This window comes from Rothia sp. 18CD1-1 (genome assembly GCF_055285355.1).
In genome coordinates this window covers 103,670-127,060 of the sequence record NZ_JBUZLI010000001.1, presented here as the reverse complement: position 1 = coordinate 127,060, position 23,391 = coordinate 103,670, and the positions used below count along the sequence as shown (strand labels likewise).

General features: G+C 59.5%; 22 protein-coding genes. 11 read left to right on the top strand and 11 right to left on the bottom strand.

The window, feature by feature from the left end; all coding sequences use genetic code 11:
- The 3 genes from ACS1BR_RS00645 to ACS1BR_RS00635 all read left to right on the top strand — a co-directional run.
- Nucleotides 1-1,666: alpha/beta hydrolase (locus ACS1BR_RS00645; RefSeq protein ID WP_463559478.1), on the top strand; the 1,666-nt coding region annotated here is incomplete at its 5' end.
- Nucleotides 1,667-1,785: 119 nt separating this feature from the next.
- Complete coding sequence (locus tag ACS1BR_RS00640) at nt 1,786-2,367, top strand: hypothetical protein (RefSeq protein ID WP_463559476.1); 582 nt, start codon at nt 1,786-1,788, stop codon at nt 2,365-2,367.
- A gap of 177 nt (nt 2,368-2,544) precedes the next feature.
- Entirely contained in the window at nt 2,545-3,129 is a 585-nt protein-coding gene (locus ACS1BR_RS00635; protein ID WP_463559475.1) for a hypothetical protein, read from the top strand.
- Nucleotides 3,130-3,152: 23 nt separating this feature from the next.
- Here ACS1BR_RS00635 and ACS1BR_RS00630 read toward each other — a convergent pair whose 3' ends face one another.
- Entirely contained in the window at nt 3,153-4,187 is a 1,035-nt protein-coding gene (locus ACS1BR_RS00630) for a GHMP family kinase ATP-binding protein (protein ID WP_463559474.1), read from the bottom strand.
- Nucleotides 4,177-5,055, bottom strand: a complete 879-nt coding sequence (gene rsmA, locus ACS1BR_RS00625; protein ID WP_463559473.1) for a 16S rRNA (adenine(1518)-N(6)/adenine(1519)-N(6))-dimethyltransferase RsmA — start codon at nt 5,053-5,055, stop codon at nt 4,177-4,179. Before rsmA ends, ACS1BR_RS00630 begins: the two co-directional genes overlap by 11 nt.
- Before the next feature lie 109 nt (nt 5,056-5,164).
- On the opposite strand from rsmA, the gene ACS1BR_RS00620 reads away from it, so the two are divergent.
- The gene (locus ACS1BR_RS00620; protein WP_463559472.1) at nt 5,165-6,406 is read left to right on the top strand and encodes a glycosyltransferase 87 family protein; all 1,242 of its coding nucleotides are present in this window, start codon (nt 5,165-5,167) and stop codon (nt 6,404-6,406) included.
- On the opposite strand, the gene ACS1BR_RS00615 is transcribed toward ACS1BR_RS00620, so the two are convergent.
- From ACS1BR_RS00615 to ACS1BR_RS00580, 8 genes are all read right to left on the bottom strand, one after another.
- Nucleotides 6,378-7,451, bottom strand: coding sequence for a TatD family hydrolase (locus ACS1BR_RS00615; protein WP_463559471.1), 1,074 nt, complete (start codon nt 7,449-7,451; stop codon nt 6,378-6,380). The genes ACS1BR_RS00620 and ACS1BR_RS00615 overlap by 29 nt on opposite strands.
- Nucleotides 7,452-7,514: 63 nt before the next feature.
- On the bottom strand, nt 7,515-8,372 hold the full coding sequence (rsmI, locus tag ACS1BR_RS00610) for a 16S rRNA (cytidine(1402)-2'-O)-methyltransferase (protein WP_463559470.1): 858 nt from the start codon (nt 8,370-8,372) through the stop codon (nt 7,515-7,517).
- Nucleotides 8,373-8,392: 20 nt separating this feature from the next.
- Nucleotides 8,393-9,973 (bottom strand): dolichyl-phosphate-mannose--protein mannosyltransferase, encoded by a 1,581-nt coding sequence (locus ACS1BR_RS00605; RefSeq protein ID WP_463559469.1) that lies wholly within the window; start codon nt 9,971-9,973, stop codon nt 8,393-8,395.
- 98 nt (nt 9,974-10,071) lie between these two features.
- On the bottom strand, nt 10,072-10,995 hold the full coding sequence (locus ACS1BR_RS00600; RefSeq protein ID WP_463559468.1) for a TIGR01906 family membrane protein: 924 nt from the start codon (nt 10,993-10,995) through the stop codon (nt 10,072-10,074).
- A gap of 76 nt (nt 10,996-11,071) precedes the next feature.
- On the bottom strand, nt 11,072-12,343 hold the full coding sequence (locus ACS1BR_RS00595; RefSeq protein ID WP_463559467.1) for a L,D-transpeptidase: 1,272 nt from the start codon (nt 12,341-12,343) through the stop codon (nt 11,072-11,074).
- 156 nt (nt 12,344-12,499) lie between these two features.
- Entirely contained in the window at nt 12,500-12,784 is a 285-nt protein-coding gene (locus ACS1BR_RS00590) for a DUF3499 family protein (RefSeq protein ID WP_463559466.1), read from the bottom strand.
- 18 nt (nt 12,785-12,802) lie between these two features.
- Nucleotides 12,803-13,318 carry a WhiB family transcriptional regulator gene (locus ACS1BR_RS00585; protein WP_463559465.1) on the bottom strand — a complete coding sequence of 172 codons (516 nt, stop codon included), beginning with the start codon at nt 13,316-13,318 and terminating at the stop codon, nt 12,803-12,805.
- Between the two features lie 336 nt (nt 13,319-13,654).
- Nucleotides 13,655-14,410 (bottom strand): TIGR03089 family protein, encoded by a 756-nt coding sequence (locus ACS1BR_RS00580; RefSeq protein WP_463559464.1) that lies wholly within the window; start codon nt 14,408-14,410, stop codon nt 13,655-13,657.
- Between the two features lie 133 nt (nt 14,411-14,543).
- Here ACS1BR_RS00580 and ACS1BR_RS00575 point away from each other — a divergent pair, with 133 nt between their 5' ends.
- The 4 genes from ACS1BR_RS00575 (at nt 14,544) to ACS1BR_RS00560 (ending at nt 19,220) form a co-directional block, all read left to right on the top strand.
- Nucleotides 14,544-15,722, top strand: a complete 1,179-nt coding sequence (locus ACS1BR_RS00575; protein WP_463559463.1) for a 5-(carboxyamino)imidazole ribonucleotide synthase — start codon at nt 14,544-14,546, stop codon at nt 15,720-15,722.
- Nucleotides 15,723-15,797: 75 nt separating this feature from the next.
- Nucleotides 15,798-16,421 carry a 5-(carboxyamino)imidazole ribonucleotide mutase gene (purE, locus tag ACS1BR_RS00570; RefSeq protein ID WP_463559462.1) on the top strand — a complete coding sequence of 208 codons (624 nt, stop codon included), beginning with the start codon at nt 15,798-15,800 and terminating at the stop codon, nt 16,419-16,421.
- A gap of 148 nt (nt 16,422-16,569) precedes the next feature.
- The gene (locus tag ACS1BR_RS00565) at nt 16,570-18,117 is read left to right on the top strand and encodes an LCP family protein (protein ID WP_463559461.1); all 1,548 of its coding nucleotides are present in this window, start codon (nt 16,570-16,572) and stop codon (nt 18,115-18,117) included.
- An 86-nt stretch (nt 18,118-18,203) separates the two neighbouring features.
- A complete protein-coding gene (locus ACS1BR_RS00560; protein ID WP_463559460.1) occupies nt 18,204-19,220 on the top strand; it encodes a lipid II:glycine glycyltransferase FemX in 1,017 nt (338 codons plus the stop codon).
- 73 nt (nt 19,221-19,293) lie between these two features.
- Here the strand turns inward: ACS1BR_RS00560 and glpX are convergent, their stop codons facing one another.
- A complete protein-coding gene (glpX, locus tag ACS1BR_RS00555) occupies nt 19,294-20,322 on the bottom strand; it encodes a class II fructose-bisphosphatase (RefSeq protein WP_463559459.1) in 1,029 nt (342 codons plus the stop codon).
- 209 nt (nt 20,323-20,531) lie between these two features.
- Here glpX and ACS1BR_RS00550 point away from each other — a divergent pair, with 209 nt between their 5' ends.
- The 3 genes from ACS1BR_RS00550 to ACS1BR_RS00540 all read left to right on the top strand — a co-directional run bounded on the left by ACS1BR_RS00550 (nt 20,532) and on the right by ACS1BR_RS00540 (nt 23,376).
- Nucleotides 20,532-21,224, top strand: coding sequence for a DUF4245 domain-containing protein (locus ACS1BR_RS00550; RefSeq protein WP_463559458.1), 693 nt, complete (start codon nt 20,532-20,534; stop codon nt 21,222-21,224).
- 60 nt (nt 21,225-21,284) lie between these two features.
- Nucleotides 21,285-21,896: a carbonic anhydrase gene (locus ACS1BR_RS00545; protein ID WP_463559457.1), complete on the top strand. Its 612-nt coding sequence runs from the start codon at nt 21,285-21,287 to the stop codon at nt 21,894-21,896.
- Nucleotides 21,897-21,966: 70 nt separating this feature from the next.
- On the top strand, nt 21,967-23,376 hold the full coding sequence (locus ACS1BR_RS00540) for a class II fumarate hydratase (RefSeq protein ID WP_463559456.1): 1,410 nt from the start codon (nt 21,967-21,969) through the stop codon (nt 23,374-23,376).
- Nucleotides 23,377-23,391 lie beyond the last annotated feature (15 nt).

Here is a 23,391-nt window from a genome sequence, read left to right as displayed (position 1 = left end):
TGTGCTTGATGATTATTATATGTATAGTCTTGATGAGCTGTATCAGCGGATACCGGTACCGACGGATAGTAGGAGTCTTCAGGCTCGTAATCCTTTCGCTACTACAGAGCAGGTGCGGGGTGATTTGTGGGAGTTTGATCCGGTTTATTTGGATACTGCTTTTGGGAAGGTATCCCAAGAAGGTGGGGGTGGGCAGAGTTACGCTGCTTTGTTGGGTTTGCTTGCTCAGTTGAGTCCTCAGGAGTTGGCTGATTATTTTGAGTCTCATCAGGATCGGGGGCTTTATAGTCTTCATATGTGGAGGTTGACCCTGGAACAGGTTCAGCAGACCCAGACCTGGTGGAACGCTGAACTGTCTTTTGATGAGAGGGGGAACTATATTTCGTCGGGGGACGCACAGGTCCCCGAGTATGGCATGCTCACTTATGAGCAGCGGAAGGTATTGATGCTTTATGCTCCGGGGCTGATCGGGAATCTGGACGGGGTGCCCTATTCTCATCGGTCGGTGGCGAATACGACCCTGCTACACATGGTCTCCTCAGATCCGGAGGATCAGAAGAATTGGGATATTCCCTACACGGTGGAGGGTGATATTGCCCAGCATATCGGGGACACCGCGGCCACAATCTTAGACAAGAATCAAAAGACCGTAGATATGTATAACAATACTGTTGATGTGCAGGTGGTGACGCTTCAGTTTTCTGATCTTTCGGGTGAGGGTAGGTCTTGGGATGATATTAAGACCGCGGTCTCGACCGGGAACCTGGACACGGCTGAGAACGCCTCTTGGTTAGTGCACGGGATTAATACCAATGCTCAGAAGAGCGCTGAGAACCATATCGACGCGGCCAACAGCCTCTATAGCCAGGTCCAAGATCAAAACCGAAACTCTTCTGCCTTACATGCTTCGGTGGCGTGGATGAATTACGAGGCTCCGGGAGGGATTGGTACGCCCCAGGTCTGGGGAAATACTAACGCTCACGTTGGTGGTGCCCGCCTGGCTCAGGATGTAGACACTTTTAATACCATCCACGGTGGTGCTGATCAGGTACGGACGAACCTGGTGGGGCATTCTTATGGGACTGATGTGGTGTTCTCTGCTCTGACCGATATGGGTACGAAGGCTGATTCTGCGGTGTTGTTGGGTTCTGCTGGGTTGGATAGGAAACAGGTTGCCGCCTACAATGACGGGGAGCTTGACCTGGCCCTGGAGGATAACCCGAATAGGGAAGGGGCTCAGAATATCTACCATACGGAAGCCTCCGGAGACGGGATTGATAACTGGGGCCGGTTTCCTGCTACTAAGGCTCACCCGGATAAGGTTGAGGGTATTACGTCTTTTTCGTCTGAGACTGATCCTGAAGGGCGGTTACATGATGTGGATCAGCATGGTCTCTATACCGAGGACGAGTCTAACCGGGGTTATCTGACCAGGGACACGACAGCTTTACGGGATACTTCTTTGATTATTCGGGGTGAAGAGGATGAGATTACCGAGTATTCCCCGACTCAGAAAGAGCTGGATACTCCGTCACCGTCACCATCGCCGGGTCCGGCCCCGGTCCCGCCTGCTGATGATCATCCAGCCTCGCAGCCGGAACAAGACCGGCCAAACCCGATACCACAGCCATCGCCTGGGCCGGCTCCTGCTCCGCCTCAGGATTAGCCCCCTCTACTTCTAAGGTGGTTTCACAACCCATGCGATCTCGTATTACTACGCTACTGATTACCTGTCTGACCAGCCTGCTCATTCTGAGTGGGTGTGCTCTGAACCCAGGAGGAAAAATGGAAGAACCTACCGCTAATGAGCTGTTCAAGGATTATTATTCGGCTTTGACCGGGACTATTGCTGCGAGCGTGCACGGGGAGAACTACCGCTGGCGTAACGAAACTGAGGACTTCCCTTACCCTAAGGAGGCTAAATGGACTGATTTCAGTCCCTACATCACCTCCTGTAATTCTGAGCAAGAAACCGCCAGAATAGACGGGAGACTGCGCACCTACGGGCAAGATCTAGGTCTAGACACCGAACAGATCAGCCAAGCTGCCGATAGGGTCTGGGCTTACTGGGAGTCTCGTGGCTGGGAAGTCAAAGATATTACTTCCGCTAAAGAAACACGGTGGAAGGAAATTATCACTACCACCGATACCGGTATTTATCTCAAATATATGGCCAGTGATGGCGGTGAAGTTATCCACGCTGAATCTCCTTGTATTCATGGTTTCTTTGATGACTATGCTAAGCGAGAGCCTGCCGAGGAGCCTATCACTTATCCGGCGGACAAGCCCGATCTGGATAATCTGCCTACACCCAGTACCACCCCTGGGGATACCGAGACCAGCAACGACCCTGAGGCGACAGCCTAGGACTTCGGGAGCGAGGGGGGGGGAGGGGATCAGTTTTTATCTGTCTCTGTCCCTCACACTCTTTGTTAGTGAGTTCTCTTTATGGTTACTTCTCAAAAGACTTTTCTGTATACGCTTCTGGTCCTCATCACCAGCCTGCTTTTTGTGAGTGGGTGTGCTCTGATCCCAGGAGGAAAAATGGAAGAACCTACCGCTAATGAGCTGTTCAAGGATTATTATTCGGCTTTGACCGGGACTATTGCTGCGAGCGTGCACGGGGAGAGCTATCGTTGGAGGGATGAGACTGAGGCTTTTCCTTACCCTGAGGAGGCCAAGTGGACCGATTTCAATGTCTTCATCACCTCCTGTAGCTATGAAAAGAAATTAGCCAGAATAGACGGAGTCCTGCGTACTCACGGGCAAGACCTAGGCATTGACACCGGTCAAGCCCAGCAAGAGGCTATCAATAGGGTCTGGGCTTACTGGGAGTCTCGTGGCTGGGAAGTCAAAGATATTACTTCCGCTAAAGAAACACGGTGGAAAGAAATCATCACCTATACAGATAAAGGTGTTTATCTTTCCTATATAGCCGGTGCTGGCGGTGAATCCATCGATACAGAAACCCCTTGTATTCACGGTTTCTACGATAAATACAATGATGATGGCCCCGCTGAGGAGCCTATTACTTATCCGGCGGACAAGCCCGATCTGGATAATCTGCCTACACCCAGTACCACCCCTGGGGATACCGAGACCAGCAACGACCCCGAGGAGACAGCCTAGAAACCGGGAACCAGGGGCGGGTTCTATTTGTCTAGCTCTTCTCTGCCGTATTCTAGGCGGCAGAATACCGGTACCCCGCCCAGCTTCTGCGCGTTGAGGCCGTCTAGCGGCGGGTTCTCTGAATCCAGTAGCATGGCCAGGGTGGGCCCCGAACCTGAAACAAAACCGGTCACTGCCCCTGCCGGTAGTGCGGTAAGCCGCCGCCCCAGTTCCGGCGCCAGATACAGGGCCGGCTGCTGAAGATCGTTGCGGATCAACCCGGCGAGACCTCGCGGATCGGGCACCCCGCCAGCCAGGAATACCTCGGCCAGATCTACCGGTACCCGTGGTAGATCACGCGGCTGCGGGTACCTGCCCTCGGCTCTCCCCCGGTCAAGCTCCCCAAACACCGCCGGTGTCTCCAAACCCCGCTCATTGAGCAGCATCACCAGTTCAAGGGGCTGCGTTCCGCGCGGGATACTCAGAGGGGTCAGCTTCTCCCCCGCACCCCCACCCACCGCTATTCCGCCCAGCAAACAGAAAGGTACATCGGCACCCAGGCCCGCCCCCAGCTCGCGCAGCCTCACCGCGGGCAGCGGACTCTCCACCCACCCTGCCTGCACCGTGTAGCGGTTAACCGCTTTCAGGGCCGCAGCCGCATCGGCAGACCCACCCGCCATACCACCGGCCACCGGCACCTCCTTCTCAATATGTAGATGCAAAGAAACCCCGGAAGGGTCCACCCCCTGAGCCTCCAGCACCGCCACTGCCGCGCGGTGGGCAAGATTTCTCTCGTCCAGCGGCACAGAATCACGGCTAAACATCCCCGACCTCTCAAGCTCAGCCAGGGCAGAACCGGCCGCAATATCGAGTGAAAGCCCAATACCCGGCCCGCTACCAGCGGTCACGGTAACCCGCTCCCGCAGACTCACCGCAGCGTAGAGGGAAGCAACATCGTGATAGCCGTCCGCACGCCTGTCCCCCACCTCAAAATAAAGATTCACCTTACCCGGAGCGGTAGCGCTGACTGAAAGAGTCCCGGACTCGGCCAGTCCCCCACCCGCCGTGTTAGCACCCACCGTGACCCCCTCTCTCCCGTCGTGCCTCCCCGGCCTCAGCTATTCTCACAAAATCAAAAATGGTCAGCATCTCTCCGCGCGCAGACGGGTCCACACCGGCCGCCTCCAACAGCTCACCAGCCCTTCCCGCCGACGACGCCCACCCGGCAAGCGCAGCCCGCAGGGTTTTACGACGCTGCGCAAAGGCGGCATCGACCACCTCAAAAACCTTTTCTCGCGGCAGGGCAGACGGTAGCTGCTGTCGCCGCTGAAAAGCAACCAGACCGGATTTGATCTTGGGGGCGGGCCAGAAGACATTGGTGCCGATCACCCCCGCCTTGGAGACCTCGCAAAACCAGTTGGCTTTGACACTGGGTACCCCGTAAACCTTGGACCCCGGCCGGGCAGCCAGTCTGTCCGCAACCTCGTTTTGCACCATGACCAGCGCACGAGAGATAGATTCGAAACGGGCAAAAAGGTGGAGAAGGACCGGTACCGCCACGTTGTAGGGGAGGTTGGCCACCAGTGCCGTGGGCTCCCACGGGAGCTCTGTCACTTTTAGTGCGTCCCGGTTGATCACCGTGAGCCTGTCTTCGGTACCCGGCCGGTAGGTGGCCACGGTCTCCGGCAGTTGATGAGCCAGTGCGGGATCAATCTCCACCGCAACCACCCGGCCGGCGGCATCGAGAATACCCAGGGTGAGAGAACCCAGCCCCGGGCCCACCTCAAGCACGGTCTCGTGCGCGGCCAGCTGGGCCCGGGCCACAATACTGCGAATCGTGTTGGGGTCAATCACAAAGTTCTGTCCCCACGTTTTTGTGGGGCGAATACCGACATGCTCGGCCAGGCCGCGAATCTCCTGGGGGCCGAGTAGCTTCTCTTCAAACACAACCCAAGTCTACCCAAACCCGCAGCTACCCGGCGGCCGAAAACCCGCACCCATCTGCGGCCTATCCACTATACTTTGGGAAGCTGCCCGCAACAACATCGAGGAATCCATGCCCCCCACCGCTTCTTCTTCCGATACATCCCGCACCGGTATTTCTATTTTTGCGAAAACTGTTGGCTCAAATATTTCTCTGGTATGCGGACTCGTGCTCACCCTGGTGAGCCTCTACCCCTTTATCTACAACAACGACTCCACCCTGCGGGCACCCTTTGATCTCAGCGTCTACCACGGGGCGGTACGGCACTGGGTTGAGACCGGAAGCATCTATGACTGGGCTTACCCTCCCGAGTATATTTACGGGTTTACCTACCCGCCTTTTGCGGCCCTGTTCTTTTCACCAATAGCGCTCTTTGACTCGGTGAGAATTCTTTCCCCCATCTTTCTACTGGCCAACACGGCCGCCACGGTGGCCGCCACCGTTGTGAGCCTGCGCGCTCTCGGCTACCGGGGACGTACCAGCCTGGGGGTAAGCCTCTGGTTGGCGCCGCTGCTACTGCTGACCTTCCCGATCAGCCAAAACATGTGGATGGGTCAGATCAACATGTTTTTGCTGCTGCTCATTCTGGTAGATACCCTGCTGCTTTCAGGCACCAGGTATAGCGGGATCCTCACAGCGGTTGCGGCCTCAATCAAAATGACACCGGCTATTTTTGGGCTCTATTTTGTGGCCAAGAAGGACTGGGGTGCTCTCACCCGTTTTATTCTGACCGGTGCGGCCGGTATCCTGGTGAGTTTTCTGGTTGCCCCCAAAATTTCGCTGGAGTTTTTTACCGACAAGATTTTTGAGGCAAACCGGGTGGGCTCCATTATTGAACCGCTGAGCTTCAATATTTTGGGGGAAACATCCCGTCTTTTCCCCGCACCCTACAACGTGATTCTCTACATTCTGCTGGCGGTTGCCCTGGCACTGGTAGCCTACACGTCAACGGTGCTACTGCACCGGGACGGGCAAGAGCTGTACGCGGTCACCGTCATGGGCTTTTTCATGCTCATGGTCTCCCCCATCTCCTGGAACCACCACTGGGTGTGGGTGTTGCCCGCCCTACTGGTCTGCGCGGTGGGCGGCTACCGTGCCGCGGATCAAACCTACCTATTTTTGGCTATCGCGGGCACCCTCATTTTCACCCAGCGTTTCGAAGCCTGGTTCTCGGGCAACGGCTGGGAGATTGGTCAGTGGCCCCTCTACGCGGTGGCCATGCACCTGCTACCGGCGGTATGGACCGTGCTCTTTATGTCCCTGCCCCTCTACCGGCAGGCACAATCTAGAGCCCGTACACTCTCCGCGAGTTAGCGGTGATCTGGCGGCACAGCTGCTCCAGATCCCTACCCAGGTGCTCGGCCATAAACCGCACCGTATAGGTGACCATATAGGAGGCGTTGGGCCTCCCCCGGAAGGGGTGGGGGGTCAGGAAGGGAGCGTCCGTCTCAACGAGGACCAGCTGCGGGTCCGCCATGCTCAAAGACTCCTGCACAGCCCGCGAATTCTTGAAGGTCACGGTCCCGGCAAAACTCATATACCAGCCCCTGCTATTACACAGCTCTGCCAGCCGGGTATCCCCGGAATAGCAGTGAAAAACTGTGGTCTCCGGCGCGCCCTCTTCCAGTAAAATATCCACCAGGTCGTCGTGGGCGTCGCGGTCGTGAATCTGTAGAACCTTCCCGTGTTTTTTCGCTAGTCGAATATGCTGGCGAAAACTCTGCTGCTGTATCCGGCGGCCGCTGCCCGCGGTACGGAAATAGTCAAGGCCGGTCTCCCCCAGCGCTCTCACCCGGGGATGGGCCGCAAGGGTATCAATGTCTGCTAGCGCCTCCTGTAATCGACCCTGCTCCTCAAGCCGGGGGGCCTCGTTGGGGTGCAGAGCCACGGCCGCCAGCACCCGGGTATCGGCTGCGGCAGCACAGACCGAGTAGAGGGAACTGGGCACATCGTAGCCCACCTGCACAATACCACTTACCCCCAGTGCCTCACCGGTGTCCAGGGCGTCGCGGGCCGAAACCGTCACGGCACCGTCCAGCAAATCCATGTGGGTGTGATTATCCATCACCGGGTAGGGTAAAGGCTCCGGAGCCGGCGGGAAAACCAGGTTGCGGCGCCTGCCGTCCTCGCCCCTCTCAGACCGGCGGCGGGTACCTTCACCGCTTTCCTCACCGGGAGAGCTGTAGCGCTCAGCCAGATAGGCTGGCGGGGTTTGCCCCGGAACCGGTCGCTCCTGATCGGCCACCACCGACGAACCCATCTCGGCGGCATCGGGCAGCTGACAGTTCCAGCGGGCGGCAATATCTGCAAGAACATCGCTCTCGAAGCCGCTCTCAGTAGCACGGTCGTCTAAACGCATCGTTATTTTCTCCCTCCGGGCACGATCGTATCTGCCCTAACATACCACCAAACAATTGCCAAGCTAGGGGTTTCTGCGCTGCTCCAGGGTCGCCTGGTAGAGCTCCCTGGTAGACACACCGTGTTCTGCCGCAACCTGCCCGGCAGCGTCCTTGAGCCTGATGCCGCCGGAAACCAGCGCCTCCACCAGCCCGGTGAGTTCCTCCACGGGCTCATCCGGTGTCTCTTCCGCACCGGCTACCACCAGCACAATTTCACCGCGCACCTCGGTGTTCTCAGCCCAGTCGGCCAGCCCCGCAAGGCTGTCACGCACCACCTGCTCATGAAGTTTGGTGAGCTCGCGGCACACCGCCGCCGGCCTCTGAGCACCAAAAACCCGCACAAAATCTTTCAGGGTTGCGGCAAGTCGGTGAGGCGACTCGTAGAAAATCATGGTGCGCTCTTCCAGGGCCAGCGAGCGCAACCGGCGGCTACGCTCGCTCCCCTTACGCGCCAAAAACCCCTCAAAAGTGAACCTTCCTGAGGGTAGGCCCGAGACCGCTAGAGCCGCTAACGCCGCGCTGGGCCCCGGTGCTACGGTAACCGGCAGTCCCTCCCGGGCTACCGCGACGACTGCGGCGAATCCGGGATCAGATACCGTGGGCATACCCGCGTCAGACAGTAGCAGTACCGTTTGTCCGCCGCGCACGGCTTCCAGTATCTGGGCGGAGCGGAAAGACTCGTTGTGGTCGTGGTTGGTGATCACCCGTCCGCGGGTTTTTACTCCCAGGCCCGCTGCCAGCCTGCGCAGGGTTCGGGTGTCCTCGACCGCGACGAGGTCTGCCTGAGCCAGGTAGTCTTTGAGGCGCTGGCTAGCATCTGCCAGGTTGCCTATGGGGGTGGCTGCCAGTATCAGCGCCCCGTGCCCATTGTTCTCTGTCATTGTTTGCCCTCTTTTTTGTTCTATACCCAGTTTCTGAACCACATGCGCCAGCCCCACTCGGTGTAGGGGATGGTTTGGGCAACCCAGATGGGGTAGAAGAAGATGGAGACAAGTAGAGCCATCACCACGAATATCCCCACAACTATCAGGCCCGCCCGACGGCGTTTCACCGAATCGGTGCCCCGGCCCAGGGCAAGGCCCAGGCAGCCGGCCAGCATGAGCACCAGGAAGGGCTCAAAGGAGAGGGCGTAGAAGTAGAACATGGTGCGGTTGGGGTAGGCGAACCAGGGGAAATAACCCGCCGCAAAAACAAGGAAGAGGGCACCGAACCTCCAGTCGCGCCGCAGTATAAAGATAAGCAGCGCAAACAGGGCGACGATGATGAAGGACCACCAGATGAGCGGGTTACCAATATTGAGTACCGCCTGTGAGCACCTGTCTACCTCGCAGCCCTCAGTGCCTGTGCTGAGAGACTCATAGTAGTAGGAGGTAGGTTTACCCAGGATAAGCCACTGCCACGCATCGGATTCGTAGGCGTGTTCGCTGTCTAGCTGGCTGTGAAAAGAGTAGGCACGCACGTGGTAGTCCCACAGGGAGCGCAGGGCCGGAGGCAGCCACTGCACTCCCTCACCCGGGGATTCTGCCGCCCACTGGCGGTGGTAGGCGTCATTCGAGAGTAGCCAGCCTGCCCAGGTGGCACTATAGGTGGCTGCACCCACAACAATCATGGAGAAGAAAGCCGGGATACCGTCGATCATAGCGCCGGCGGCCGCCCACTGTTTGACCCCCACGATACGGCGGGCGTTCATATCCCAGGCGACGGTGAGTAGACCAAAGATAGCCACAAAAAACAGGGCGTTCCACTTGGTGCCCACGGCGAGCCCGGCGCTGACACCGGCCAGCAGCCGCCAGTAGCGGAAACCCAGAAACGGCCCGTATTTCATGAAGGACTGGTCGGGCAGGCCGGAGTGCTCGGCGGCGTGTGCGGCCACCTTAGCTGCCAGTTTCCTGCGGGCGTAATGGCGGTCAAGGAGGAGGAAGACGAAGGCCGCAAGAATCCAAAACATGAGGAAAATGTCGAGCAGGGCAAAACGGGACTGCACCAGGTGAAGGCCGTCTATGCTCAGGATCAGTGCGGCGATACTGGCTACCGTCACCGACCGAAAAAGTAGCCAGGCGGCAAGAGCCACCAGGGCTATCGACAGGGTGCCAATCAGTGCGGCCGAGAACCGCCAGCCGAAAGGATTATTGTCGCCAAAGAGCAGCATACCGGCAGCTATCATCCACTTCCCCACCGGCGGGTGAACCACAAATTCGGCGCTCTGCTGGATCCCGCTCGGTCTCCCGGCCGCAAAAGATTCATCGGCGGTCTCGGCCCAGTTACGTTCGTAGCCGTAATGAAGCATTGAGTAGGCGTCTTTGGCGTAGTAGGTTTCATCAAAGACAATGCCCTGCGGGTGTGCGAGATTCCAGAACCTCAGCAGCCCACCCAAAAGGGTCACCAGCAGGGGTGCTACCCAGCCGTAGCGCGGCATGGCGAGGTTGGCTACGGCCAACCTCGCGTTGAGGACGGCCTCGCTAAATACCTGCCGAGTAGACATCGTGGTGGCTGGTGTGGGTGTGTCCGTATCTGTCTTCACCCTAGCAATCATAGTGGTTTGCCCCTGTCCGACGCCTATAGAGCCCTGGTGTGTGCCGTTTAGAGAGCCGAGTCCAACCGGCGTCGCAAGTCTTCCCGGGTGGTCAACGCGGAATCGGCGACGATTCTACGTTTACGGGTGGGCCAGCTGAAAGCCAGCACCACCACCGTGGCGAGAAGGGTCAGCACCGCCACCGCTGCCGCCGCGTCCACCCAAAACTGAGGGGGGTAGAGCCGGATCAGGGTATCTGAGGGGTTGAACTCCCAGTTGCCTCCGGGGAAGAAAAGCCGGTGGAACCCGGTGAAGAAGGAGTCCCAGCCCACCACTGCCAGCACACCCAACACCAGTATGATGCCCAGGGTGCCCAGCCCGCCGGCAAAGAACGAGCTACGCAAAAGGCCCGGCGCTCTGCGGCGCATTCCCCGGGCACTGAACACCGCCAGAACCAGCACCACCAGGGCTAGAACCCCGGTGGTGAGGAGCAGCCTTTTCACATCGGTCATATGCTGCACCTCACTGGCCAGAAAGAGAGGCTGCCCCGATGCGGTGCGCAGGCCGCTCAGGTAGCTTTCGGGGGCCACATTCACGATGTAATTTACCCCGTAGCTGCCGTACGTCATACGGTCATCGGTACTCAACCCGTAGCTATCCTGGGGAAAGCCCGGCCGGTGGTAGGCAAGCCAGAGAAAGCCGCTGGTGGCAACCAGCCGGATAGCCACCGTCAGGGTCACCACCGGCACGCTGAGCGCAATAAGTGCGGCCCGCACACCCGGCAGGAGGGCACGCCAGCGTCCTCCCTTTCTCTTCTTCCCGTCGCGGCCGGACACGGGACCGGCTGGCCGACGGGAACCCTTGACCGCCCATTCCGGTGGTTTCGGCCCCGAATCCCGGTCAGAAACGGTCTCCATACTGTCGGTGGCGGGGGCAATCGCCGGGGAAAGCGTCTCCCATTCCCGCCCAGAATCGGCAGATTTGTGTGCCATGCAGCACTCCTAGAAAATTGGGGATAGTCGGGGAAAACACCGCGCCTGCGGCCACCTCAACCTGGTGCGCCTACCGCTACCAGTCACCCTTCCACGACTCGTCGTCGTAGTTGTCGAAGGGAATATTCCAGTCGCCGTAGCCGTCATCGGGGTCTGCCTGCGGGTAGCCGGTGTTTACGGTCTCCACAATATCGCCCACGGTAAAGAGGTCAAAAAAATACTTGGCGTCCTCGGGCAGCATACCGATACAACCGTGCGAAACGTTGGCGATACCAACCGAAGAATAGGCCGTGGGTAGCGCCTGGTGCACGAACACCCCGCCGGTGGTCAGACGGGACACGTTGCTGGCCCAGAAAGATTCGTAATAGTGGGAGTCACCTTTGACCAGGCCCAGCGAGGACGAATCAAAATAGTAGGAAGCCGCCTGCTCCATCACCATGAGCTTACCGGTCACCGAGGGCCAGTCTGCGTTACCTAGGGTTATTGCGTTTTCACGCACCTGCTCATCGTTGACGTAGAGCTTAATGGTTTTAGTGTTGTTGTCGGCATAGGCGTAGCGTTTGTCACCGATCCTAAAGGTTTTGCCGACATTGGCGTTGCCGATCATGCCGTGCCCGATGTCCATACCCAGCATATTGACCTGCACGTTGACGCTGGTGTTTGCCGCCCAGTATTTTTCGGGCCGGTAGCGGAGCAGATAGTCAGAGTACCAGCGGAATTTACCGGCCATGTCGCCGCCACCGCTCACCAGGATCGCCTCTTCCATGGCCTCTTTGTTGACCACCGGCTCGGAGAAGGTGAACTGCAGGACCATACCCACCCCGTAGCTTCCGCCGTCGGCCACATTGAGCATGACGTCGGCCTCGTAGGCGGCGGAGACGGTGGAGAAGGTGAAGGTGCCGGTCCCGGTACCGCCCTGACTGTCGGTGGCGTACCACCGCACCGTGTATTCGGAGTTGAAGAGCAGGTTTTCACCGGTGACCCAGCTGGTTTTATCTTCGCTGAGCTCGCCCACCGCGGTAACGGTGCTGCCGTTGGCGGTAGTGGTCATCTCAACACCGGTAAAAGTTCCCCCCTCAACGGAGACGGTCACGGGCTCCACCGGGTTGTGTTCTACTGTTTCGTCAACACTGAGAGTGACCGAACCCGAGAATTCTTTGTCCGGGTCGGGGCTAGTGGTGGCTGCGGGGGACGTGGTGTCGGGCCGACCGGCACCCTCGCTGGTGGCGTTTGAGGCGGACGCGCAGGCGCTCAGTGCCGCCGCACCGGCCAGCGATACCGACGCCGCAAGAAAAGGGCGGCGGGGAAAGGAACGCGATTGACTATCGGGGCGTTCTGAATGGCTCACAGGGGGTGACCTACCTTAGGTGTTAGCGATGATAAATGGTGATAGGTGGTGAAGATTTAACTCTAGCTGACTACAGCCGGCCAGCCGCAAACAACCCGGTTTTACCCAGGATTTACTCAGGTTTTGTGTCTGTCGATGCCGCGAAAAAACCCGCAGCTAGTCCAGAGCGCGCAGGGGCGGGTAGTCTTCACGACCCGCGGGAGCCTCCACCGGGGCCGTATCAACCGAGTCTAGATCCTGAAGCGGGCCAACCCGCACAAGCTCCCAACCCTGGGGGGCGGTGAGACGCTCGGCATGAAACCGGCAGAGATCATAGGCGTGGGGCTCACGCAGCTGGGATAGCGGACCAACCACCGCGGTCGACTCACTGTAGGCGTAGGTGAGCGTATAGATAGCTGGGCGAGTGCAGGTTTGGCGCGAGCACAGGCGGTTTTTAGGCATTGACACACATTCCTATTCTCAAACAGCCTGCTTGCGCAGACGGCGACGCTCCCGCTCCGAGAGCCCGCCCCAGATCCCGAACCTCTCGTCGTTATCCATGGCGTATTCCAGGCAGGCTTCACGTACCGGGCATTCACCGCACACGCGCTTGGCGTCGCGGGTGGACCCCCCTTTTTCGGGGAAAAAAGCTTCGGGGTCGGTCTGGGCACAGAGGGCGTCAGCCTGCCAGGCCAGTTCACCGTCGTCACCGTCGGTACTGTAGAGACCGGCAGCGGCCTCCCACAGGGAGAGCGCTTCGGGGTCAGAAGAAAAGAGGTCGATTTTTTTCTTCTCGGGTTCTCCCTCCACCGGCTCCGCATCGTCTTCACCCTCGTCGAGGGCCTGCCAGTCTTGAGTCCCGTCTACCGTGTCGGCCAGGGTGAGGAACCCGTCCGCGGTAAAATTTTCCCGATCGTTGAGGTCTTGAGCAGAGTGCATGATGTGGCCCCGAGTTTCTTCCGCGTCAGCCCGGTCACGGTGAGCGTAAAAACCCATCTTCGTCCCTTCTGTGTACCTGATGTTAGAGGGTGTTCTAGCTTATCAACGGCGGGTTTTCACGGTGAGAAAACACGCTGCCGGTTCCTCTGTTGTGCCGGGCGGGATCTCCCGCGATGGCTACGGCGTGTAGCATAATCAGGGCACAAATACACCTCTGATAACGCCACACTTTGATGGACAGAGCAATAAACCCTGAAACCTAATTACACGCGCGTACACCCCGTTTCGTCAAGCTGAGAGTAATTTTTTCGTATTTTGGCCGCTTCATCGTCATCGTTTTAGAACTTTTTGTGGTATTGACCCCAAATCGCTTGCCAAAAACCCGCGTAGCTCCTAAAGCAGTGTGTGTGCCTTTTCGCTGGTCACCACCCGATCCAGTGTCTTACTGTCCCAGCCGTAGGCCGGATCAAGCAGAAGCAGACCCCGTTGCCGTGACCACAGCCCCAACAATTCCACAAGGTAGTCGGCGGTAAGGTACTCGGGCGCTGGACAATAGAAAGAACGGGCACCCTCTGCGGTATAGGAGTCGGCCGCCCGCTGTGCCAGCTCCAGCAGCCGCGCGTAGCTGATCCGGCTACCGACAAAAACCGGGTCCGTATCACCGGGGATCGCCAGCTGTGAATACATGTCGTCGCAGGAAGGCACCAGCGCACAGTAGTCCAGTGCCCCGTCGGGTAGCTGACCCGTAAAACGGGTGCTCAGCGGGCCGCGGTCAACAAGCACCGGATAGTCAACCGCAAGGCCCTCCACCCGGTGCCGGTCAAAGGCACATACCACCTGCGACCGGTCGCCGAGCCTTTTCCCGGAGAGGCCCGGCCCCTCTTCGGCCAGCTCAATCCGCGCCCCCACGCGCAGGGAAGCGAGCACCAGCACCAGGGTCCGCCAGTGGGTTTCCATAGCAATGGTCACGGTATCTGCTGCGGCTATCTCGCACTCGTCCACCAGAAAATTGGCTGTCTTGCTCACCCAGTTTTCCAGGACCCTGCCCGAAAGTTCCACGCGCTCGCCACCTTCTGAATACCAGGTGAGGGCCGGTGTTTGAAACGAGGAGAGGACGCTAAAAAAATGCTCGAGTGTTCTGGCTGCCATGCCTCTACGGTAGCAGGCTGCTACCGTAGAGGGCCCCGCACCGGAATGTTTTCGGTATTCCCCGCACGGTAGACGGGTAGCCCCCTTTGATTACACCGGAGCAGACGGTAGCCTAGGTAAGGTGACTTACCCTGTGACCGGACCAAAAATCGGTGTTGTTGGCGGTGGGCAGCTGGCCCGCATGATGGCCTCTGAAGCTCACGAGCTCGGTATAGATTTACGGGTTCTTGCCGAGGATTCTTCCGCCTGTGCCACCCGGGTGGTGACGTGTGCTCCCGTCGGCGACTACAGGGATATAGAGTGTTTACGGCGGTTTGCCCAAGACCTCGATGTACTCACTTTTGACCATGAACACGTGCCCACCGATTTTTTGCGGACCCTTGCCCGCGAGGGGGTCAATGTGCATCCCTCCCCCGAAGCCCTGGTGTATGCCCAGGATAAGCTCCGGATGCGGGAGGCGGTACAGAGGCTCGGCCTGCCCAACCCCCTCTGGGCAAAGGTGGACACCGTCGATGAGCTTCTAGAATTTGGGGATCGTGCCGGCTGGCCGGTGGTGCTCAAGACCCCGCGGGGTGGCTATGACGGCAGAGGGGTGCTGGTGGTCAACAGCCCGGATCATGCGCGGAGTGAGACAGCGGGTTCCTGGTTTGCGCGCCCGGGCGAGCGGGGCGGTTCTTCCTCCCTGCTGGCCGAGCAGAAGGTACCTTTTAGGCGCGAACTCTCTGCCCTGGTCGCTCGCAGTGTTTCGGGGCAGGTGCGCGCCTGGCCGGTGGTCGAGTCGGTGCAGGTTAACTCCGTGTGTGACGAGGTGATTGCACCCGCCCCCGGCCTTGATACAGACGTAGCTGGGGCGGCGGTGGCCGCAGCCTTGCGCCTTGCCACCGAGCTGGGTGTCACCGGTGTCATGGCTGCCGAGCTTTTTGAGGTTCCCGGGTCCGAGCAGGGGTTTTTAATTAATGAGCTGGCCATGCGCCCCCACAACTCTGGGCACTGGACCCAGGATGGTTCGGTGACCAGCCAGTTTGAGCAGCACCTGCGGGCCGTGCTCGACCTTCCGCTGGGTGATACGGGCCCGGTCGGCGAGGTGACCGTGATGAAGAACCTCTTGGGCGGCGACACCACCGATATTTTTGCCGCCTACCCCGCTGCAACCGCGGCGGAACCCCGCGCAAAGATCCATTTTTACGGTAAACAGGTGCGGCCCGGCCGTAAAATTGGTCATGTCAATGTTGTGGGAGCCTCGGGTGAGACCGACGCGCTGCGTGCTCAAGCGCACCGGGTGAGCCGGCTGCTTACCGGCAGTTACGAATAACCTCCCGCACCCGCGTGCCCCGGCCCCGCACACCCAGCACCGGCACCCACCGCCCTATCAGGATTGGAGAGCGCTATGAGCTCAGCCTATGATTCCCCGTTACCGCTTGTTGGCCTGGTCATGGGGTCGGATTCCGACTGGCCAACCATGGAGGCCGCTGCCGAGGTCCTCGAAGAATTTGGGGTCCCCTACGAGGCGGACGTGGTCTCTGCCCACCGTATGCCCGAAGACATGGTGAGCTACGGCAAACGGGCGCAGGAGCGCGGTATCCGGGTTATTATTGCCGGCGCGGGAGGGGCCGCGCACCTTCCGGGTATGCTGGCCTCTCTCACCCCCCTACCGGTGGTGGGGGTCCCGGTGAGACTCAAGAACCTTGAGGGCGTAGATTCGCTGCTTTCTATTGTGCAAATGCCCGCCGGTGTACCCGTAGCAACCGTGTCGATTAACGGGGCCCGTAACGCTGGCCTGCTTGCCCTGCGTATTCTGGGGGCCGGAAGCGATGATCTTGCCGCCCAGGTGCGCTCCGATTTGGAACAGTTCTCGGCGGGCCTGCGCCAGTCTGCCCTGGATAAGGGTGCGGCCCTGCGCGCCAGGGTGAGCGAGCGACAGAAAGGCGGTACTCTCCAGGAACCCGCTCCTGCTGAAGATCATCGCGAGAGCCTGCCCGAATCCGCTAAAACCCGCCCCTACGCGCCCTAGAGTGGCCCGGTCTTTCACCCGCTCCCCAGATTTACCGGATAGGATAGGGGCTCAGACAGGCGGTCATCGCGTGTGATCCTGCTGTGGCGAAGGCAGGTAGTCGCCGTCTTTTGTTCCTAATATTTCAACCAAACTGCCAGGAGGCACGGTGGCCCGTCAAGGCTTTGAGGACTATCGAGAGATTAGCGCCATGCGCGTTAAAGGCCAGCGGCTGGGGGTATCCTCCCTGACGGACCCGATTAACCACCCCGAGCACGTCGGCGATGCGTCACGGGTCAGGCGGGCCTGGCTTTTCACTGTCCTCACCCTTGTATTGCCGGGTTCGGTGCAGCTCATCTCTGACCGTAAGGTCCTGGGTAGACGGGCGCTTACGGTGACCTTTTCGGTATGGGTTTTACTGATCCTTCTGGTTGTCCTCTGGTTTCTACGGCGCTCCCTGGTGCTGTGGTTTTTGACCAACGATTTTGTGCTGATTGCTCTGGCCCTTCTTTTACCTGTTCTTGCCCTGGGCTGGCTCTACCTGTTTATTGACACTCTGCGGGTTATCCGGCTGCGTCTTCTACCGCAAAAAGCTAAAACCCCGCTGGTGCTCGGTGTGGCCGCTATGATGCTGGTCGTGGGCGGGGGCCTGGGCTACAGCGCCTATATGGCGAACACCGGCCGCAGTGCCCTCGATAAGATTTTTGCCGGTGGCACGAACCTCACCGAGCACGATGGCCGCTACAATATTCTGCTCATGGGCGGCGATGCCGGTGCGGACAGGGTGGGGCGCCGCCCCGACTCGATGACCGTGGTGTCTATTGATGCTCGCACCGGGCAGGCGGTCACCATCTCTGTGCCCCGCAACACCCAAAACGCCATCTTCTCCCAGGATTCGCCGCTCTGGCAGGTGTATCCAGAAGGCTTCAACTGCGGCGACGAGTGCATTATCAATGCGCTGTACACCGATGTCACCCAAAACCATGCCAACCTGTACCCGGATTCTAACGACCCCGGTGCCGAGGCGACTATGGACGCGGTTTCGGGTGTTCTGGGCATAGAGATCAGCAACTATGTGCTGGTTGATATGTCCGGTTTTGAGGCCCTGATCGACGCCCTGGGCGGGATCACGATCGATGTGGGGGGCAGGGTACCTATCGGCGGCGGTACCGATCCCGTCACCGGTGCTCAAAACCCGATCGAGGGCTATATTGAGCCCGGTGTGCAAAAACTCGACGGCTACCATGCTCTCTGGTATGCGCGCTCCCGCGAGGGTGCCTCCGACTATGATCGTGAGGCCCGCCAGCGCTGCGTGCAGGCCGCTATGCTCAAGCAGCTTGACCCCTACACCGTGCTCACCAAATTTGGTGATATCACCGCCGCCGGTGAGCAGGTGGTGGAGACCAATATCCCTCAGGACTCGCTGAGTGCGCTTGCCGATACGGCTCTAAAATCTAAGAACTACGACCTCATTCAGTATGCCTCCGGCCCGCCCTACTATTCCGATATGTTCCCCACCTACCCCGATTTTGATCAGCTGCACGCCGATGTGGCTCGGGTCCTTCGGGACTCTGCCGAGGGTGTTACCCCCACCCCGGTCGCTGAGGCGGCCGGTTTCAGCGGCACATCGGCCGGGGCCGGGATACAGCTGACCAGCAATGTGACCATTGAGACCGTGGCCGAGCTCAGCACCAATGGCACCTGCTCCGTACCCTAGGGTGAGGCCCTGTTCCTGTGGACACATCTGTGGTCGCGGGCCGGTGGCGGTCTGAGCCCCGTTGATCTTTCGGTAAGCTGGAGACCATGAGTAATATTCTTCAGTCTGATATTTGGGCACAGTTTCAAGAGTCAAACGGTCACCAGGTTTTTCGCGGTTCCGGTGATGGCTGGAGCTATATTGCCACCCTGGAGGGGGGTAAGACCGGCCGCTACCTCTATTCTCCCTACGGTCCCGAGGCTGATTCTGCCGAGTCCTTTGATGCTGCGCTAGCCCATATGGGAAAGGTAGCCCGCAAGAACGGGTGCTGGTTTATTCGGGTTGAGCCCACCCGGCCGGAGATCTGGGGGCAACAGTCGGGCGAGGCTTTTTTGGCAGCCCGCGGTCTGATACTGTCTCCGCGGCAGATTCAACCCGGCCACACCCAGATCATCGACCTTGACCGGTCTGAAGAGGAACTGCTCCAGGATATGCAGTCGACCAACCGTAACCTGCACCGAAACATTCATAAAAAGGGCGTGACCTTTGAGGTCTCACACAACCCCGACGATATTGATATTCTGACCCGCTATCTTGAAGAAACCGCCCAGCGCAATCACTTCAACAGGCAGCAGGACAACTACCTGAAGCAGGTGGCCCGGATACTCATGCCCGTTGATGCCGCCAGGCTGATCATCGTGCGCGATGGGTCGGGGCAGGCTATCGGCGCGACCTTTGTCTACGATTCCAATGACACCCGCACCTACGCGCACACCGGAACCTCCTGGGAGCACCGGAAACTGCGCGTCAACAAGCCCCTGGTCTCCCGAATGATCATGGATGCCAAAGAGAAGGGCCTTGCCCACGTTGACCTCTTCGGGATCGCCCCCACCGACGACCCCGACCACGAGTGGGCGGGTTTCACCGCCTTCAAAAAGTCTTTTGGCGGTAGGTCAGTGGCCTACCCCGGCACCTGGGATCTACCGGTTTCTCGCTTCGGTTACCGCCTCTACAGGGGTATACGGGCTGCCCGGGAGGCGGCAGAAAATAGCCGAGAGAGAGTCTTGCCTGCCGGTCATAGCCTGCTGAAAAAGGCCCGCGAAAAATTGGGCGCTCACCGGTAGGCCCCGTTCGTGCGGCAGATTCTCGCCGGCCGCACGAACGGGACCCAGCGTGGGGACACGAGCCGTCCGCGGCCTAGCTCATGCGGGCCTTAGCGGTGCGGTTGAGAATGTTCTCCCAGCGGTGAAGATCGTGTTCGGCCTCGATAGTGCGCACGGTTCCAGACTTGGAGCGCATCACCAGAGACTGGGTGGTTACCCGGTTGGTGTTTCTGCCGTAGCGGACCCCGCGCAGCAGCTTGCCGTCGGTGATACCGGTGGCGGCAAAGAAACAGTCTTGGGAAGTCACCAGGTCATCGGTGGTCAGAATCTTCTCCAGGTCGTGCCCGGCCGCCAGTGCCTTCTCGCGCTCGGCCTCATCGGTGGGCGCCAGTCTGCCCTGAATAAGACCGCCGGTTGCCTTGATAGCGCAGGCGGCAACAATACCTTCGGGGGTGCCACCGGTGCCCATCATAATATCCACCCCCGTCCCCGAACGCACGGCGGCGATAGCGCCCGCCACGTCACCATCCAGGATCATGCGGGTGCGGGCACCGGTTTCCCTAATCTCTTCGATCAGCCCGGCATGACGCGGGCGATCGAGCACGCAAACGGTGAGCTGGTTAATGGGTTTGCCCAGCGCCTTAGCCGTGAGATGCAGATTCTGCTTGACCGGCAGACGCAGATCAACCAGGTCCGCCGCGTCGGGCCCAACCACCAGCTTTTCCATGTAGAAAACCGCCGACGGGTCAAACATGGAGCCGCCCTCGGCCACGGCAAGAACCGATAGTGCGTTATCCATACCCAGCGCGGTCAGCCGGGTGCCGTCGATGGGATCTACCGCCACATCGAGTGCCGGACCCGCCCCGTCGCCCACCTTTTCTCCGTTGAAAAGCATGGGGGCCTCATCTTTTTCACCTTCACCGATCACGACCGTCCCGTTAAAGCACACGGTAGAAAGCCGGTAGCGCATGGCGTCAACAGCCGCGCCGTCAGCCCCGTTCTTGTCTCCGGCACCAACCCAGGGCCCGGCGGCGATAGCTGCCGCCTCGGTGGCGCGCACCAGCTCCAATGCCAGGTTGCGGTCGCCGTGCACGTTCGTGTTGTCTGTCAGGTTCTCTGACATCTGTCCTCACCTTCGAGTATTCGCTGCGCAGAGCGTTATTCCAGATTGCGGGGCAAGCACCTACCGGTGTCAGCCCCTGCCTACCAGGGTAGTCGCTCTAGAGGCCTTCAGCACCCCGCTGCCGCCGTATTTCTCTCTCTTAAAATCACATTTGGGAAAATTTTTGCGGTGCGGTAGGTATTCTGTGCCGGCTCGTGGAGAATATACGGGTGAGCAATTCCGTACAACCCCCCAAGAAAGCAAAAGACTCGGCCGAGACCGCAGCTACTCCGGAGGGGGTTCTTCCCCAGATCACCGCACAGCAGGCGCGGCGTATTAATGCCCCGGCCCGCAACATGGTTGTTTCCATGCTGGTGCTGGTTGCGCTGCTGATCCCCATTCTTCTGCTGGCACCTCGGCTGACCAGCACCAAAAATCAGTACAGCCCCCAGGTCGATATTGCCAGTATCGCCTACCTGGCGGGGCAGGAAGCCGGCTACGGAGTCTCCTCCCCCGCCCCCGAAGGCTGGACCTATAACTTTGCCCGCTGGAACTCCCAGCAGGCAGATGGTATCAGCTACTGGAATACCGGGGTTGTATCCCCCAACCGGCAGTATGTTGAGCTACTTCAGGCCGCCGACACCAACCCCACCTGGGTCGCCAGCAAAACCAACAACTCCCCCGTCACCGGCCAAACCCAGGTAGCCGGGGTTACCTGGCAGATTCGCGTGTACACCGACCAAGACGGCAGGACCACCACCTACTATGTGGGCGATGTCGATAGAACCACCATCGTGATCTTTGCCGACGACGCCACCGACACCGCCACCCTTGAAGAGTTTGCCGGCTACGCGGTCAGCTACGCCGCCAACCCCGAGCACACGGTGGAACCGACACCGGGAGGAACAAGCGGAATCCAATAGCGGCACAGCGGGTGCACCTATAATACATAGAGTTTGTTGATTGACTATCCGGGAGCTCGCGTGACATTCACCCCCGCACAGGCCCTAGAAAAACTCCTTGAAGGCAACCGCCGCTTCCGTCAGGACCGCGCCGAACACTCCGGGCGTACCGGTAGCCGCCGGCTCGACCTGCTCACCAAGCAGTCCCCCTTTGCCACGGTTCTTGCCTGCGGTGACTCCCGGGTCTGCCCCGAAACCCTCTTCGACCGCGGGCTTGGCGATCTTTTTGTGACCCGCACCGCCGGGCACACCCTCGACTCCACCGTGCTCGGCTCCCTGGAATTTGGGGTAGCGGGGCTGGGTACCCCGCTCCTACTGGTGGTGGGCCACCAGAGTTGCGGGGCCGTACTCGCGGCCAAAAACGCCCTGGAAACCGGCACTTTTCCCACCGGTTTTCAGGGAAGATTTGTGGAGCAGATTATTCCCGCCGCCGCATCAGCCGCCCTCACCGGCACCACCGAGGTAGATGGTATCGCCCGCGAACATACCCGGGCCACCCTGACAAAAATCCTTGACCTCTCCCCCACCATCGCTGCGGCCACCGCCGCCGGCACCACCGCCCTGGTGGGCGCCCACTACAGTTTCAGTAGCGGTGGCGTTGAGATCCTCGATAGCGGTGGAATTTTTGACTAATCTCTCATAAAATTCCCTGCCCCGCCGCCGTCATGAGACAGGCCTCACCGCAAAGGACTAAGCTGGTGGTATGGCTGATAACACTGAATACCGCATTGAACACGACACCATGGGCGAGGTCCGGGTCCCCGTCGACGCCCTCTACCGCGCACAAACCCAGCGCGCCGTAGAGAACTTTCCCATCTCGGGGCAGACACTGGAGGCTGACCACATCAAAGCGCTCGCGCTCATCAAGAAAGCCGCGGCAACCGCTAACGAGGAACTTGGAGTACTCGACAGCGAGCGCGCTACGGCAATCCGCGAGGCAGCCGATCTGGTTGCTGCCGGCGGCTACGAAGAGCATTTCCCCATCGACGTTTTCCAGACCGGCTCGGGGACCTCATCGAACATGAACACCAACGAGGTGCTGGCAACCCTGGCAAGTCGTTCACTAGAGGACCGCGGTGTTGAGGTGCACCCCAACGACCACGTGAACGCCTCCCAGTCCTCCAACGATGTTTTTCCCACCTCCGTGCATGTGGCCGCAACCGCTGCACTCATCAATGACCTCAAGCCCGCGCTCGCCCACCTGGCTGAGTCGCTGGAGAAAAAGTCTGAGGAGTTTAAAGATACGGTGAAGTCGGGGCGCACCCATCTCATGGATGCTACCCCGGTCACTCTGGGCCAGGAGTTTTCCGGCTATGCGGCTCAGGTGCGCTACGCGATAGAGCGTATTGATTCTTCTCTGCCCAGGGTTGCCGAGGTTCCTCTGGGGGGTACGGCCGTTGGTACGGGTATCAATACGCCCGCCGGTTTCTCGGCCAGGGTGATTGAGCTTCTGGCGCAGGAGACCGGGCTACCGCTGACCGAGGCCCGTAACCATTTTGAGGCGCAGGCTAACCGTGACGGCCTCATTGAGGCATCGGGGCAGTTGCGGACTATCGCCTACTCGCTCATGAAGATCTGTAACGATATTCGCTGGATGGGTTCGGGCCCCAATACCGGTCTGGGCGAGCTGCATATTCCCGATCTTCAGCCCGGGTCCTCCATTATGCCCGGCAAGGTGAACCCGGTGATCTGTGAGGCTGTGATCCAGGTGGCGGCTCAGGTGATTGGCAACGACACCACCATTGCGCTGTCCTCAACCAACGGCGCCTTTGAGCTCAATGTGGGTATCCCGGTGATGGCGGCAAACCTGCTTCAGTCGATTCGTTTACTGGCCAATGCTTCCACCGTTATGGCGGACAAGATGATCGATGGGCTGGAGGCCAACGTGGAGCGTGCCCGTTTCCTGGCCGAGGCTTCCCCCTCCACGGTGACCCCCATGAACAAGCTGATCGGCTATGAGGCCGCGGCACAGATCGCCAAATACGCGGTAGCGCACAAGGTGACTGTCCGCCAGGCCGTGCTTGCGCTGGGTTACGTGGAGCGCGGCGAGGTTACGGAGTCCCAGCTTGATGAGGCACTGGACGTGACCAAGATGCTCGGTAACAACTCCTAGCCTGCTCGCTACTGC

Bases quoted from the DNA above. Each gene is read 5' to 3' on its own strand.
- ACS1BR_RS00600 (WP_463559468.1), bottom strand. From the start codon at position 10,995: ATGGCACACAAATCTGCCGATTCTGGGCGGGAATGGGAGACGCTTTCC.
- ACS1BR_RS00540 (WP_463559456.1), top strand. From the start codon at position 21,967: ATGGCTGATAACACTGAATACCGCATTGAACACGACACCATGGGCGAG.
- ACS1BR_RS00640 (WP_463559476.1), top strand. From the start codon at position 1,786: ATGGAAGAACCTACCGCTAATGAGCTGTTCAAGGATTATTATTCGGCT.
- ACS1BR_RS00585 (WP_463559465.1), bottom strand. From the start codon at position 13,318: ATGGGTTTTTACGCTCACCGTGACCGGGCTGACGCGGAAGAAACTCGG.
- purE (WP_463559462.1), top strand. From the start codon at position 15,798: ATGAGCTCAGCCTATGATTCCCCGTTACCGCTTGTTGGCCTGGTCATG.
- ACS1BR_RS00560 (WP_463559460.1), top strand. From the start codon at position 18,204: ATGAGTAATATTCTTCAGTCTGATATTTGGGCACAGTTTCAAGAGTCA.
- ACS1BR_RS00615 (WP_463559471.1), bottom strand. From the start codon at position 7,451: ATGCGTTTAGACGACCGTGCTACTGAGAGCGGCTTCGAGAGCGATGTT.
- ACS1BR_RS00635 (WP_463559475.1), top strand. From the start codon at position 2,545: ATGGAAGAACCTACCGCTAATGAGCTGTTCAAGGATTATTATTCGGCT.
- rsmI (WP_463559470.1), bottom strand. From the start codon at position 8,372: ATGACAGAGAACAATGGGCACGGGGCGCTGATACTGGCAGCCACCCCC.
- ACS1BR_RS00605 (WP_463559469.1), bottom strand. From the start codon at position 9,973: ATGTCTACTCGGCAGGTATTTAGCGAGGCCGTCCTCAACGCGAGGTTG.
- ACS1BR_RS00620 (WP_463559472.1), top strand. From the start codon at position 5,165: ATGCCCCCCACCGCTTCTTCTTCCGATACATCCCGCACCGGTATTTCT.
- ACS1BR_RS00580 (WP_463559464.1), bottom strand. From the start codon at position 14,410: ATGGCAGCCAGAACACTCGAGCATTTTTTTAGCGTCCTCTCCTCGTTT.
- glpX (WP_463559459.1), bottom strand. From the start codon at position 20,322: ATGTCAGAGAACCTGACAGACAACACGAACGTGCACGGCGACCGCAAC.
- ACS1BR_RS00590 (WP_463559466.1), bottom strand. From the start codon at position 12,784: ATGCCTAAAAACCGCCTGTGCTCGCGCCAAACCTGCACTCGCCCAGCT.